Source organism: Streptomyces sp. NBC_01288 (assembly GCF_035982055.1).
Lineage (GTDB): Bacteria > Actinomycetota > Actinomycetes > Streptomycetales > Streptomycetaceae > Streptomyces.
The window spans coordinates 793,720-808,142 of the sequence record NZ_CP108427.1 but is presented as its reverse complement, the minus strand read 5'-3'; the positions used below and the strand labels follow the sequence as shown (position 1 = coordinate 808,142).

Genomic DNA, 14,423 nt, shown 5'->3' with positions numbered 1-14,423 from the left:
CTCTCCCGGTACGGCTCAGACCTCGTCGAAGAGGGACAGCTCCGCCCAGATCGTCTTGCCGTCGGCCGTGTGCCGGCTGCCCCAGCGCTGGGTGAGCTGCGCGACCAGCAGCAGCCCGCGCCCGCCCTCGTCCCAGGTCTTGGCGCGGCGCAGGTGCGGGGCCGTGTGATTGGTGTCGGAGACCTCGCAGATCAGCGTGGTCGCGTCATGGATCAGCCGGAGCCGGATGGGGTGCGCGCCGTAGCGGATGGCGTTGGTGACCAGCTCGCTCACCACCAGCTCGGCCGTGAACCCGGCCTCGCTCATGTTCCAGGTGTCGAGCTGCTCCACGACCTGCTTGCGGATCGGGGCGACGAGTGACGGGTCGGCGGGGATGTCCCAGGTCGAGACCTGCTCGGCGGGCAGCCCCTGGGTGCGCGCCAGCAGCAGCGCCACGTCGTCGGCGGCACCGCCCGGCGGGAGTACGGCGTGCAGGATCCGGTCGCAGGTCTCGTCCAGGGAGTCCGAGGGGGCGTACAGGGCGTCGAACAGCAGCCGTTGACTGTCGTCGAGGTCCCGCTCCCGGTTCTCGATCAACCCGTCGGTGTACAGGGCGAGCACGGTGCCCTCGGGCAGCTCGAACTCGGCCGACTCGAAGGGCAGCCCGCCCAGGCCGAGCGGCGGTCCCGCGGGCAGGTCGACGGGCTCGGGCGGACCGCCGGGCCGGATCATGACCGGCGGCGGATGCCCGGCACGGGCCAGCGTGCAGCGGCGGGACACCGGGTCGTACACCGCGTACAGACAGGTCGCCCCGACCTCACCCGGGCTGCCCTCGCCGCCTGCCTCCGCGGACAGCCGTACGACGAGGTCGTCGAGATGGGTCAGCAGCTCGTCGGGGGCCAGGTCGATGTCGGCGAGGGTGCGGACGGCCGTGCGCAGCCGGCCCATGGTGGCGGAGGCCTGGATGCCGTGGCCGACGACGTCGCCGACGACCATGGCGACCCGCATCCCGGACAGCGGGATCACGTCGAACCAGTCGCCGCCGACCCCCGCGCGCGCCGCCGGCAGATAGCGTGAGGCGGCTTCCAGGGCGGCCGTGCGCGGGAGTTTGCGGGGGAGCAGGCTGCGTTGGAGGGCCAGCGCGGTCTCGCGTTCGCGGGAGAAGCGGCGGGCGTTGTCGATGCAGACGGCGGCCCGAGCGGTGACCTCCTCGGCCAGCAGGACGTCGTCGGCGGCGAACGGGTCGTTGCGCCGGTACCGGGTGAGGACCGCCACACCTAGGGTGACCCCGCGGGCCTGGATCGGTACGGCCATCGAGGAGTGGATGCCGTACTCCTCGACGCGCCTGCTGCGGGTGCGGTCCCAGGCGAGCCAGAGTTCGAGGGCCCGGCCCGAGGCGACGAGCGTGCGGCCCGCGACCAGCGCGTCGGCCTGCGGGGACTGCTCCGGATACAGGTTCAGCTGGCCCGGTTTCGCGACGGCCTCGGGGCTGCCCTGCTGCACCGACTGGTGGGCGGCCCGGCGCAGTCGGATGGGCGTGGTGATCGCCGTCGGGGGCTCGCCGCCGTGCTCCTGCGGGTCCAGCAGATCGATGCTGACGAAGTCGGCGAGCGCCGGTACGCAGACGTCCGCGAGCTCCTGGGCCGTACGGGTGACGTCGAGGGTGGTGCCGATGCGGACGCTCGCCTCGTTGACGAGTTGCAGCCGCTCCCGCGACAGGTAGTTCTCGGTGAAGTCGTGCGCGGCCAGACACACGCCCCGCACCCGCCCCTCGGCGTCGGTGATCGGCGCCATCCGGGCCAGCCACGCGTGCGCGGCGTCCTCACCGCCGGTGCGCATGTAGATCTGGAAGTCCTCGGCGGTGCCGGAGGTGAGCACGCGCAGCATGTACTGCTCCAGCTCCGAGCTCTGCGTCTTCCCGCCGATCTCGGTGATCCGCAGCCCCTGGATGCGCTCCTCGGGCAGCCCGATCACATCGGCCATGGCGTCGTTGACCCGGCTCAGCCGCAGCCGCTCGTCGTAGACCGCGATGGCACACGGCGACTGGGTGAGTGCCGCGGTCGCGAGAGGGTCCTCGGCCGCGGGCGGACCGCCCCCCTCCAACGGCGTCACGACGAGCCAGTCGCCGGGCCCACCGTCCCGGGGGCGCCGGTGGTGGGCCAGCAGCCATACGGACACGGCCCGCCCGTCGCGGTGGCGCAACGAGACCGTGCCGTCCCAGCGGGCACCCGTGATCCCGGGCAGCGCCTCGGCACCGCCGGCCAGCAGCCGCACGGCCGGGCGGCCCACGACCTCGTCCGCGGTGTGGCCGAGGAGCCGCTCGGCCCCGTCGTTCCACTCCACCAGAGTGCCCGCGTCGTCGATGACAACCCGCGCCGTCGCGGCATCGTCGAACGGGTAGACCGGTCTCATCGTCGCCACTCCATTGCGCGCACTCACAGTGAACAGACACGCCACTTGCGTTCCAGCCTAGTGCGTCACGGTCCCGCGCGGACGAGAACCCCCAGGGCCGGGGGCCGCGGTGGGCAAGGGGGAAAACCGGTCGAAGTGGCCCACGGGACAGCCGTCCGCCCCCGCACCCTTGACGGCCCGGTGTGCCACCCCGTCAGAATCTGTTCGGTCACGATCAGTTGTGAGTACTTCTGGGCCCTGATGAGGGAGAGCCGCCATGACGGTCACTCGCAGATCGGTTTTGATCGCTTCCACGGCCGCGCCGACGGCCGCATCACTCCTGTCCGCCCCGGCCGCACGCGCCGCCGGCGCGAGCACGTCCGGCCGCCGCACGGTCCCGCTCCGGGACGGCTGGCGCTTCGCGCTGGTCAACCCGGGCGGGACCACCGACCCGACCGGCGCCTACGCCGAGGCCGCCGCACCGGACTACGACGACTCGGCCTGGCGCCAGGTCGCGGTCCCGCACGACTGGAGCATCGAACAGACCCCCACCACGGCCTACGGCACGACCAGCGGCACCGGGTTCTTCCCCGGCGGCCTCGGCTGGTACCGGATCGCCTTCACCCTGCCGCCGGCCTTCGCGGGCAAGCGGATCTCGGTCGAGTTCGACGGCGTCTACATGGACTCGTACGTCCACTGCAACGGCACGCAGGTCGGCCAACACCCCTACGGATACACGGGGTTCGCCTTCGACCTCACCGACCTGGCGCACACCGACGGCACCACGGAGAACGTCGTCGCGGTGCAGGTGCGCAACCAACTCCCCAGCAGCCGCTGGTACTCGGGCAGCGGCATCTACCGCGAGGCCCGCCTCGTCATCACCGAGCCGGTGCACGTCGAACGCCGGGGTACGTACGTCACGACCCCGGACATCACCGCCGAGCGGGCCGTCATACGGGTGCGGACGTCCGTGGTGAATGAATCCGGCACCGCGAGCGAGGTCGAGGTCCGATCGAGAGTCGTCGACCCCGGCGGCCGGACGGTGGCCCGCGCCGCCTCCACGGTCACCGTCACCGACCGCGCGACCGAACCCCATGAACTCGCCGTCCCCAAGCCCAAGTTGTGGGACATCGAGACCCCGGACCACCGCTACACCCTGGAGACCGAACTGCGGGTGGCCGGCAGGACGGTCGACACGTACAGCACCCCCTTCGGCATCCGCACCTATCGCTTCGACCCGGACGAGGGCTTCTCCCTCAACGGAACGCACACCAAGATCAAGGGCGTTGACCTCCACCACGACCAAGGCGCCCTCGGCTCCGCGATCAGCCTCGACGCCGTACGCAGGCAGTTGAGCATCATGAAGTCGATGGGCGTCAACGCCTTCCGCACCTCCCACAACCCGCCCTCGCCCCAAATCATCCAGGCCTGCGAGGAGTTGGGCATCGTGATGATGGTCGAGGCCTTCGACTGCTGGCACACCGGCAAGACCACCTACGACTACCACCGGTTCTTCGACGACTGGTGCGAGCGGGACGCCACCGAGATGGTCCTCGCCGCCCGCAACTCGCCCGCCGTGGTGCTGTGGTCCATCGGCAACGAGATCCCGGACTCCACCGCCACCGCCGGACTGGCGATGGCCGACCGCATCATCGGCGCGATCAAGGCGGCGGACGACACCCGGCCGGTGGTCATCGGCTCGAACAAGTACCACGGGGTGCCCGCCAAGGGCTCCGCCGCCGACCTCATGCTCGCCAAGCTCGACGGACTCGGCCTCAACTACAACACCGCCAAGTCGGTCGACGCTCTGCACGCGGCCTATCCGAACCTGTTCCTCTTCGAGTCCGAGTCCTCCTCGGAGACCTCGACACGCGGCGCCTACCAGGAGCCGGAGCACCTGAACACCGGCGAGAACCACACCCCGGGCAGGCGCGACACCTCGTCGTACGACAACAACCTCGCCTCCTGGACGATGAGCGGCGAGTACGGACACAAGAAGGACCGGGACCGGAAGTGGTTCGCGGGCCAGTTCCTGTGGTCCGGCATCGACTACATCGGGGAGCCGACGCCGTACGACGTCTTCCCGGTCAAGGCGTCCTTCTTCGGCGCGGTCGACACGGCCGGCTTCCCGAAGGACATGTACCACCTCTTCCGCAGCCAGTGGGTCAGTGAGCCCATGGTCCATCTGGTGCCGATGAGCTGGAACCACCGGCCGGGCGACACGGTCGAGGTCTGGGCGTACGCCAACGTCGAGACCGTCGAGCTGTTCCTCAACGGAAAGTCCCTGGGGACAAGGGAGTTCGACACCAAGAAGACCACCGACGGCCGCACCTACCTGGAGACCACCGAGGCCACCGGCGACGACAAGACCTTCACCACCGGCCCCTACCCGGGCAGTTACACCAGCCCGAACGGCAGCGCGGGCAAACTCCACCTGACCTGGAAAGTCCCTTACGAGCCGGGCGAGTTGAAGGCGGTGGCGAGCAGCGGCGGGAAGACGGTCGCGTCGGACGTGCTGCGCACGGCGGGACCCGCACACGCCGTCCGCCTCACGGCCGACCGCAAGTCCCTTGCCGCGGACGGCCGTTCGCTGGTCTTCGTGACGGCCGAGGTCGTCGACGCCCACGGGGTCGTCCTGCCCGACGCGGACGATCTGATCGCCTTCGAGGTGCGGGGTGGATCACTTGCCGGTCTCGACAACGGGCGCGAGGAGAGCGCCGAGCGCTACCAGGCGAGCACCCGAACCGCCTTTCACGGCAAGGCACTTGCGATCGTGCGGTCCGGTACGAAGGCGGGCTCGCTGAAGGTGACGGCGCGGGCGGAGGGGCTGCGGGGCGGCACGGTGACGGTACGGACGGCACCGGGTCGGGATGTGGTCGTGACTTCGGCGGAGCGCTTCGAGGCCGACTACCCGACGCCCCTGAACTACCCCTACGCCGACGCGAGTTACTCCGGCCGACCCGACACACTCCCCGTCGCCATGCTCGACGGTGACGCGGCGACCGGATGGTCCAACGCGTTCGCGAAGTCGGCCACGGCTCTGTTGCCAGGGTTCAGCGGCGCGCGTGGGGAGGACTGGGTGTCGGTGGACTGGGGCAGGGTGCGGTCCTTCGACCGGGTGGAGGTGTCGTTCACCGCGGACTCGACGCACAGTCTGCCCGCGGCGGTGGTGGTCGCGGTGTGGGACGGTCGGGCGTGGGTGCCGGTGGAGGGGGCCGCCGTCGACTGGGCCACGGCCTCGGACACCCCGACTGTCGTCACCTTCGGTGCTGTGCGCGGGTCGCGGGTGCGGCTGACGTTGAGCAGTGCTCATCCGGGGGCGGCTCAAGGGGCGGTGAGGATCAGCAAGTTGGAGGCTCCGGCCGGATAGCGAACCGTGACCCGTCGACGATTCGGGTGGGAATCCGGCCGGTCCGGACCGTTGACGGGTTGTCATGTCTCGAAAGGTGGTTCGCGGCGGATCAGGGATGCCCCAGCGCATGGGCAGGTCTGCGGAAGTCGCACATCAGGTGTCGTCGGAACTGCCGGCGAGAGATCCGCCTATCCAGAAGGACAGCGCCTCTTGGTCTTTGCCCAGTGAGCGTCGTATGGCGTTGACCAACCGCACCTGCGCTTGGGCGGGCGCCCTGTTGGCCTGGGCGAACTCCTCCTGGCTCAACGGATTACGTGCCGGGTCGCGCTCCACTTGCTCCAGTCGTAGTCCCAGCCCTGGCAACTGCCCCTAGGAGTTGTCTTCAAATGTCACGCCCACATCAGGAGCGATGCGAGGGTGACGGCTGCCTGGTAGGACTCGGCGGTCTTGTCGTAGCGGGTAGCGATGCCGCGCCACTGCTTCAAGCGGTTGAAGCACCGTTCCACGACGTTGCGTCGCTTGTAGAGCTGCTTGTCGAAGACCGGCGGGCGCCCGCCTCGGCTGCCGCGCCGGAGCCGGTTGCGGACCTGGTCGGACCGCTCGGGAATGGTGTGACCGATGCCCCGCCGCCTGAGCCACGTGCGGATGGCCCGGGAGCTGTAGCCCTTGTCGCCCAGCACATGGGCGGGCCGTGTGCGGGGCCGTCCCGGGCCGATGCGGGGCACCCGGATGGTTTCCATCATGGCGGTGAACTGGGTGCAGTCGTTGGTGTTGCCGCCCGTGAGGGTGAAGGCGAGCGGGCGGCCCACGCTGTCGCAGGCCAGGTGGATTTTGCTGGTCAGGCCGCCTCGGGAGCGTCCGAGGCCGGGACTGCGGGCCCCCTTTTTCGGGCCCCGGCGGCGTGCTGGTGGGCGCGGACGACGGTGGAGTCGACCGACACCAGCCAGTCAATGTCCCCGGCCGCGTCGGCGTGCGCCTGGGCGGCCCGGAGCATGCGCTCGAAGGTGCCGTCCAGCGCCCACCGGCGAAAGCGGGTGTGCAGGGTGGCCCACGGGCCGTACCGCTCGGGCACGTCCCGCCAGGCCGTCCCGGTACGGAACTTCCACACGATCCCGTTCAGCACCCTGCGGTCGTCCAGCCGCTTCCGGCCCCGCAGCGACACCGGCAGCAGCGGCCCGACGAACTCCCACTCGGCATCGGACAGTTCATGGCGACGTATCACCCCACCATGATCCACCACTCAAGATCTTTTGAAGACACGGCCTAGGTGCAATGCCGTTGCTTTAGTTGGCGGCGTAGCCTGCTGGCAGGGCGTCGGGGGTGGTGCCGGTGGCGGAGAGTGTCCCGGAGTTATCCGGTCTTGGATTGTTGACCTGGGTGTATCCGCCGGGTCTGGTGGATCGGGTGGTCGCTGCGTGCGGCCGGACCGAGCAGCGCAGACGGCTGCTTCCCGCTCGGGTGGTGGTGTACTTCGTTCTCGGTCTGGCCCTGTTCTCGCCCGCTCCGTATCTGGAGGTGCTGCGGCATCTGACCGACGGACTGCGTGCGTGCGGGCTGTGGGGCAACTGGCGGATCCCGGCGAAGTCCTCCCTGTTCAGGGCCCGTGGCCGACTGGGCTCCGAGCCCCTGCGGGTGCTGTTCGCGGCCACCGTCCGTCCATTGGCGGATGAGGAGACACCGGGCGCGTTCTGGCGCGGGCTGCGGCTGACGGCGGTGGACGGCACCTGCTGGGATGCCGCCGACACTGCCGCGAACGACCAGGAGTTCGGCCGTCCCGGCAACACCCGCGGCCCGGACAGGTCAGCGTTCCCGCAGGTGCGGATGGCCGCTCTGGTCGAGTGCGGCACCCATGCCGTGCTGGATGCGGAACTGGCCGGCTGCCGGGTCGGTGAACTCACCCTCGCCGCCTGCCTGGTCCGCTCCACCGGGCCGGACATGCTGGTCCTGGCCGACCGGGAGTTCCTGGGGGTGCCGTTGTGGAGAGCGTTCACCGCCACCGGCGCCCACCTGCTGTGGCGGGTGTCGGCCAACCGGGTCCTGCCCGTGCAGGAACTCCTTCCCGACGGCTCCTGGCTCAGTCGCCTGCACGCAGGCACCGACGGCAAGAAACGCGATCCGGTGCGCGTGAGGGTGCTCGCCTATCAGCTGTCCGACGGCGGAGCGAGCACCCAGAACACGCACTACCGCCTGGTCACCGACCTCCTCGATCCGGAACGCTTCCCCGCGGCCGAACTCGCGGCCCTGTATGCCCAGCGGTGGGAGATCGAGTCGGTCTTCGACGAGATCAAGACCCATCAGCGCGGCCCCCACGTCGTCCTGGCCAGCAAGACCCCCGACGGCGTGCGCCAGCAGATCTGGGCCCACCTGCTGGTCCACCACGCCCTGAGGTCCCTGATATCCAGAACCGCTGCCGTCCACGGCATCGACCCGGACCGGCTTTCGTTCACCGACACCCTGCGTGCGGCCCGCCGCAGCGTCACCGTCGCGCCCGGCATCTTTTCCCCCTGAGCACCTGATCACGGCGCTGGTCCGGCTCCGCGACGACCTGCTGACCACGCTGCTGCCACCGCGCCGGCTCCGCAGCCAGCCCCGTGTCGTCAAGCGCAAGATGTCCAACTACCTGCTCAAACGGGCCGAGCACCGTGCCTGGCCCCAGCCCACCAGAACACACGACGACGCCGTCACCATCCGCCCACCGAGACCAACAGCCCAGTAAAGCAACGGCATTGGGCCTAGGTGTTCTGTCTCGGGAGGTTGTGGACGGGTGAGCCAGGTCTCGGCTGAGGGATCTTGAACAGGTGAGGGCCTTCCGGTTCGGTGTGGATTGCGACGTCTACACCGACAGAAAGGCCCTCGTGCCCCACCGTAATGCACCCCTGACCGAGACCGGCCGTCTGCGTCTGGCCCGCTGCGTGGTCGAGGACGGCTGGACCCTGCGCAGGGCGGCCGAACGCTTCCAGGTCTCACCGACCACGGCCCAGCGATGGGCGGACCGTTACCGAAAGCTCGGCGCGGTCGGCATGAGCGACCGCTCGTCCAGACCGCATCACAGCCCGAGCCGGACCCCGACCCGCACCGAGCGGCGGATCATCAAAGTCCGTGTCCTGCGCCGCTGGGGACCGGCCCGCATCGCCTACCTGCTGCGATTGAGCCCGTCCACGGTGCACAGGGTCCTGGCCCGCTACAGGCTGGCCCGTCTCGCTCATCTCGACCGCGCCACCGGACGAGTGATCCGCCGCTACGAACGGTCCACACCGGGCGAGCTGGTGCACGTGGACATCAAGAAGCTCGGCAACATCCCCGACGGCGGCGGCCACAAGGCCCTGGGTCGCCGGGCCGGCCGCAAGACCCGCTCCGGCGTGGGCTACAGCTACCTGCACAACGCCGTCGACGATCACTCCCGCCTCGCCTACAGCGAGATCCTCACCGACGAGAAGAAGGAAACCGCAACCGCCTTCTGGAGCCGGGCCCGGACGTTCTTCGCCCAGGCCGGGATCACCGTCCAGCGGGTACTGACCGACAACGGCTCCTGCTACCGCTCACGCGACTGGCGCGATGCCCTCGCCGCGGCCGGGATCACCCACAAGCGAACCCGCCCCTACCGGCCGCAGACCAACGGCAAGGTCGAACGCTTCAACCGCACCCTGCTCGACGAGTGGGCCTACGCCCGCCCCTACCGCACGGAGACCGAACGACGCGACGCGTTCCCCGGCTGGCTGCACACCTACAATCACCACCGCGGACACACCGCGCTGAAAGGCCAACCACCCGCCAGCCGCGTCCCCAACCTCACAGGGCAATACACCTAGGGCTCGCGCTCCACGAGTTCCCTCGGTCGCTTGTGCGCGGTGAGTGTGTGGAGTTCGGCCTGGTCGAGCGGCCGGTGCAGTTCCACGTACTCGCCGTGCGGCAGGCGCTTGATCACGCCTGTCTCGCGGCCGTGCAACACCAGTTCCGTGTCCCGGAGTTGGAGACCGAGGCAGATGCGGCGGGTCACGACGAATGCGACCGCCGGGACGACGAACACCGCCACCCGTACCGCCCACGTCACCGTGTTGATCGACAGGTGGAGGCGGGTCGCCACGATGTCGTTGCCGCCGCCGGCGAGGAGGATCAGGTAGAGGCTGATCCAGGCCACGCCGATGCCCGTGCGGGTGGGGCGGTTGCGGGGGCGGTCCAGGAGGTGGTGTTCGCGTTTGTCGCCGGTCCGCCAGGACTCCAGGAACGGGTACACGCCGATGAAGACGAGGAGGAGGGGGAAGACGACGATGGGGATGAGCACGCCCAGCACCAACGTGTGGCCCCACAGCGTGACTTCCCAGCCCGGCATGACCCGCACCAGGCCCTCCGCGAAGCCCAGGTACCAGTCCGGCTGGGCACCCGTCGAGACCTGGTCGGCGCGGTAAGGGCCGTACGACCAGACCGGGTTGATCGACGCCACCGCCGCGAGGAGGGTGAGGGCGCCGAAGACCAGGAAGAAGAAGCCGCCCGCCTTCGCGAGGTAGACCGGCATGAACGGGGTGCCCACCACGTTGCGTTCGGTGCGGCCGGGGCCCGCGAACTGGGTGTGCTTGTGGTAAACGACCAGGAGGAGGTGGACGACCACAAGTGCCGCCATGATGCCGGGGATCAGCAGCACGTGGAGTGAGTAGAAGCGGGACACGATGTCGTGGCCGGGGTACTCGCCGCCGAACAGGAACATCGAGAGGTACGTCCCGACGATCGGGACCGAGAGCAGCGCGCCGTCCACGAAGCGCATGCCCGTGCCCGACAGCAGGTCGTCCGGGAGCGAGTAGCCGAAGAGGCCCTCGAACAGACCGAGGAACAACAAGGTCCAGCCGAACAGCCAGTTGAGCTCGCGCGGCTTGCGGAACGAGCCCGTGAAGAAGTGCCGCATCATGTGCGTGAGCATCGCGGCGATGAACACCAGCGCCGCCCAGTGGTGCAACTGCCGGACCAGCAGCCCGCCCCGCACGTCGAAGCTGAGGTGCAGCGTCGAGGCGTAGGCGTCGGACATGCGGATCCCGTTCAGAGGCACGTAACTCCCGTGGTACGTCACCTCGTTCATCGACGGGTGGAAGAACAGGGTGAGGTAGACGCCCGTGAGGATCAGCACCACGAAGCTGTAGAGGCAGATCTCGCCGAGCAGGAACGACCAGTGGTCCGGGAACACCTTCCGCAGATACCGCTTGCCGAGGGTGTGGATGCCGAGGCGGCCGTCGAACCAGTCGGCGACGCGTTCGCCCCGTGAGGGGTCGGGGGTGCCGGTCACTGGTCGTCCACCTCGTCGTCCTTGTGCACGTGTGTGAGCTTCTCGGGGTTGGTCACGATGTAGACGCCGGACACCTGGTCGCCCTCGGGCGTGAGGTCCATGACCATCACCGCGTACGGCGAGTCGCCCTCGAACAGCACGGCCGCGTCGTCGCCGTTGACGCGCCGGTAGCGCAGCTCCAGGTCCTGCGGGCCGCGGCGCCGGGCCGCGAACGAGTTGATGAGGCGGACCGCCTTGTCCCGCCCGTGCACCGGGCGCAGTCCCGCCGGCTTCCGATTGCCCCCGCTGTCGGTCCACACCGTGACGTCCGGCGCGAGGATCTCCATCAGCGAGGCGATGTCCCCGCCGATCGCGGCCCGCACGAACCGCTCGGTCGCCTCCCGCCGCACCCGGGGATGGGCCTCGTACAGCGGCCGCCGCGCGTGCACATGGGCCCGCGCCCGATGCGCGAGCTGTCGTACGGCGGCCGGGGTGCGGTCGATGATGTCCGCGATCTCGGTGTGGGCGTACCCGAACACCTCGTTGAGGACGAAGACCGCGCGCTCCAGGGGCGTGAGTGATTCCAGGACGACCAGCATCGCCATCGAGACCGACTCGGCGCGCAGGGCGGGGTCCTCGGGGTCGCCGTCGGCGGGCTGGTCGACCAGCGGCTCCGGGAGCCAGGGGCCCACGTACGTCTCGCGGCGGCGGGTGATCGTGGCGCGGCGCTGGAGCGCGTGGTTGACGGCGATGCGGACGAGATAGGCGCGCGGGTTGGTGATCGTGTCGAGCGGGGAGCGTCGGGCGCGGGCCGTCCAGGAGAGCCAGCTTTCCTGGAGGACGTCGTCGGTGTCGGCGACGCTGCCCAGCATGTTGTAGACGAGGCCGAACAGCAGCTCCCGATGGTCCATGAAGACAGTGGTCGCCTCAGTGGTCGCCTCATCGGTGACAGCGATCTCGGAGAACTCGGACATGTGTGCGCCTCCCCAGTGGCGTGCTCACTACTGCGAGGGGCGGCGGGGCTCGGAATGTGACAGCCGACGGCCTGAATGTGACGTACGTCTCGGGAAATTCGCGCGGTGTCACACCGTCGAGCGCCCGGCCCTCTTGAACGCGAGTCCGACCCGTCGTCGGACGCGCAGTCGGACGTAAGGAGTCGACATCGTGTTCAAGAAGTGGCACGGCAACCCCTGGGCGATCCTCATCACGCTCTCGCTCGGGTTCTTCATGACCCTCCTCGACCTGACGATCGTGAACATCGCGATCCCCCAGCTCGGCGAGGACCTCGACGCGTCGCTGGACGAGATCCTGTGGATCGTCAACGCCTACACGCTGGCGCTGGCCGTCCTGTTGATCACCGGCGGACGCCTCGGCGACCTGCGCGGCAAACGGAACCTGTTCGCCGCCGGAGTCACCGTCTTCACCCTGGCCAGCCTCGCCTGCGGCCTCGCGCAGGACCCCGCCCAACTCATCGGGTTCCGCGTGGTCCAGGGGCTGGGCGCGGCACTGCTCATGCCGCAGACCCTGTCGATCATCGCCGAGGTCTTCCCGGCCGACCGGCGCGGTGTCGCGATGGGCATCTGGGGCGCGGTGGCGGGCGTGTCCGGCGCGCTCGGCCCGATCCTCGGCGGGGTGCTCATCACCCATCTGTCCTGGCGCTGGATCTTCTTCGTCAACCTGCCGATCGGCGCGCTGGTGCTCGTCCTCACCATGGCGATCATCCCGGGCGCCCGGCGCACGGTACGGCGCCGCTTCGACACCCTGGGCGTCACCCTCGCCTCAACTGCCCTGTTCTGCCTGGCGTTCGGGCTGACCGAGGGGCAACGGTACGACTGGAACGCGTGGATCTGGAGCCTGTTCGGCGCGGCCGTCGTCCTCTTCGCCGGCTTCCTGCTGCACGAGCGCGGACAGCAGGACGGCGAACCCCTCGTCCCCTTCTCGCTGTTCAAGGACCGCGACTTCAGCCTCGTCAACTTCGTCGGCGTCACCGTGTCGTTCGGCGTGGTCGGGATGTTCCTGACGCTGACGATCTACCTCCAGTCCGTGCTCGGCTTCAGCGCGCAGAAGGCCGGGCTCGTGCTGTTGCCGGTGGCGCTCGGCTCGTTCGTCATGGCCGGGCCCGCCGGGGCGCTCGCGGACAAGGTCGGCGGCAAGTTCATCCTGATGGGCGGGCTGCTCGCCTGGGCGGGTGGGCTGGTGTGGGTCGTCGGTGTCGCGGACGTCGGTACGGGGTGGTTGACGATCGCGTTCCCGTTGTTCCTCACGGGGTTGGGCGTCGGCTGCACCTTCGCGCCGATGGCCACGGAGGTCATGCGTAACGTCCCGCCCCGGCTCGCGGGCGCCGCGTCCGGTGTCACCAACGCGCTCCGGCAGGTCGGTTCGGTGCTTGCCGGTGCGGTGATCGGAGCCGTGCTCCAGGCGCGGCTCGCCTCCTCCCTGACCGAGCAGGCACAGGCTCGTGCCGGTCAACTCCCCGCCGCCTACCGGGAGTCGTTCGTCGCCGCGTTCTCGAAGGCGGAGTCCGACGTCGGTGCCGGGCAGCAGGGTGGCGCGCCGGCCGGGGTTCCGCAGGGCGTCGCCGACCGCATGCGTGTCCTCGGCGGCCAGGTGTTCGGCCACGGCTTCGTCCACGCGATGGGGCCCGCCGTGTACGTCGCCGTCGCCGTCCTGCTGGCCGGCGCGCTCGCGTGTCTCGCCGTACGGCGACACCACGGGGCGTCCGCCAACCCGCACGCCCTGCCCATGTCCGAGCCCGAGTTGGAGGAAGCCGCACGATGACCATCGACTTCACGCCCATGTACGCCTCCCACGACGCGTTCCGGCGCGACCTGGAGCGGCTTGCCGCGGCGGTCGCGGAAGGGCGGGCGCATACCGGTCCTGTTCGCGCCGGGTGGGAGAACTTCAAGCACCAACTGCACGTCCATCACACCGCGGAGGACAGCGACTTGTGGCCGCGGGTTCGGGAACGGGTCGCGGGGCGGGTGCGGGACCTTGCGCTGCTCGATGACATGGAGGCCGAACATGGGCGTATCGACCCGCTGTTGGCCGCGGTGTCCGCTGCGCTGGCTGAGCGGGCGTTCGAACTTGCCGATCTTGTAAGGGCGTTGCGGGCCACGCTCGACGATCATCTCAAGCATGAGGAGGACGGGGCGTTGCCGTTGATGGGGGAGGTGCTGACCGGGGCGGACTGGGGGGCCTTTACCGGGCGGATGCGGGAGACGCAGGGGCTGCGTGGGGCTGCGGTGTTCGTGCCGTGGCTCGTGGACGGGGTGTCGGCGGTGGACCGTGAGCGGTTCCTGGGGGCTTTTCCCGCGCCGGTGCGGGTGCTCAACCGGGTGTTCTGGGAGGGGAGTTATCGGCGGCGGGGGCTTTGGGGCGGCTAGTGGGTGCGGGTCCGGTGGGGGCTGGTCGCGCAGTTCCCCGCGCCCCTGAGAGACCTGGCTTCGCCGG

Annotated in this window: 9 protein-coding genes and 1 pseudogene; 5 read left to right on the top strand and 5 right to left on the bottom strand. The window is 69.8% G+C overall.

Translation table 11 applies throughout. The features are described from left to right. Nucleotides 1-15: 15 nt before the first annotated feature. Entirely contained in the window at nucleotides 16-2,391 is a 2,376-nt protein-coding gene (locus OG194_RS03655) for a SpoIIE family protein phosphatase (RefSeq protein WP_327399361.1), read from the bottom strand. Nucleotides 2,392-2,647: 256 nt separating this feature from the next. Here OG194_RS03655 and OG194_RS03650 point away from each other — a divergent pair, with 256 nt between their 5' ends. Continuing rightward, nucleotides 2,648-5,740 carry a glycoside hydrolase family 2 TIM barrel-domain containing protein gene (locus tag OG194_RS03650; protein ID WP_327399360.1) on the top strand — a complete coding sequence of 1,031 codons (3,093 nt, stop codon included), beginning with the start codon at nucleotides 2,648-2,650 and terminating at the stop codon, nucleotides 5,738-5,740. 135 nt (nucleotides 5,741-5,875) lie between these two features. Here the strand turns inward: OG194_RS03650 and OG194_RS03645 are convergent, their stop codons facing one another. Together OG194_RS03645 and OG194_RS03640 are read right to left on the bottom strand one after the other, a co-directional pair. After that, complete coding sequence (locus tag OG194_RS03645) at nucleotides 5,876-6,085, bottom strand: hypothetical protein (protein WP_327399359.1); 210 nt, start codon at nucleotides 6,083-6,085, stop codon at nucleotides 5,876-5,878. 26 nt (nucleotides 6,086-6,111) lie between these two features. Next, a pseudogene (locus tag OG194_RS03640) lies at nucleotides 6,112-6,941 on the bottom strand (IS5 family transposase). A 101-nt stretch (nucleotides 6,942-7,042) separates the two neighbouring features. On the opposite strand from OG194_RS03640, the gene OG194_RS03635 reads away from it, so the two are divergent. Beyond that, nucleotides 7,043-8,230: an IS4 family transposase gene (locus tag OG194_RS03635; RefSeq protein WP_327399358.1), complete on the top strand. Its 1,188-nt coding sequence runs from the start codon at nucleotides 7,043-7,045 to the stop codon at nucleotides 8,228-8,230. Between the two features lie 347 nt (nucleotides 8,231-8,577). Next, on the top strand, nucleotides 8,578-9,531 hold the full coding sequence (locus tag OG194_RS03630) for an IS481 family transposase (RefSeq protein ID WP_327399357.1): 954 nt from the start codon (nucleotides 8,578-8,580) through the stop codon (nucleotides 9,529-9,531). Here OG194_RS03630 and qcrB read toward each other — a convergent pair. Beyond that, a complete protein-coding gene (gene qcrB, locus OG194_RS03625; RefSeq protein ID WP_327399356.1) occupies nucleotides 9,528-10,994 on the bottom strand; it encodes a cytochrome bc1 complex cytochrome b subunit in 1,467 nt (488 codons plus the stop codon). The genes OG194_RS03630 and qcrB overlap by 4 nt on opposite strands. Beyond that, nucleotides 10,991-11,947: an RNA polymerase sigma factor SigJ gene (gene sigJ, locus OG194_RS03620; RefSeq protein ID WP_327399355.1), complete on the bottom strand. Its 957-nt coding sequence runs from the start codon at nucleotides 11,945-11,947 to the stop codon at nucleotides 10,991-10,993. Before sigJ ends, qcrB begins: the two co-directional genes overlap by 4 nt. A 190-nt stretch (nucleotides 11,948-12,137) precedes the next feature. Here sigJ and OG194_RS03615 point away from each other — a divergent pair, with 190 nt between their 5' ends. Both OG194_RS03615 and OG194_RS03610 read left to right on the top strand, forming a co-directional pair. Continuing rightward, nucleotides 12,138-13,751, top strand: coding sequence for a DHA2 family efflux MFS transporter permease subunit (locus OG194_RS03615; protein WP_327399354.1), 1,614 nt, complete (start codon nucleotides 12,138-12,140; stop codon nucleotides 13,749-13,751). Continuing rightward, entirely contained in the window at nucleotides 13,748-14,356 is a 609-nt protein-coding gene (locus OG194_RS03610; RefSeq protein ID WP_327399353.1) for a hemerythrin domain-containing protein, read from the top strand. The genes OG194_RS03615 and OG194_RS03610 overlap by 4 nt, the downstream gene beginning before the upstream one ends. The last annotated feature ends 67 nt before the right edge of the window (nucleotides 14,357-14,423 follow it).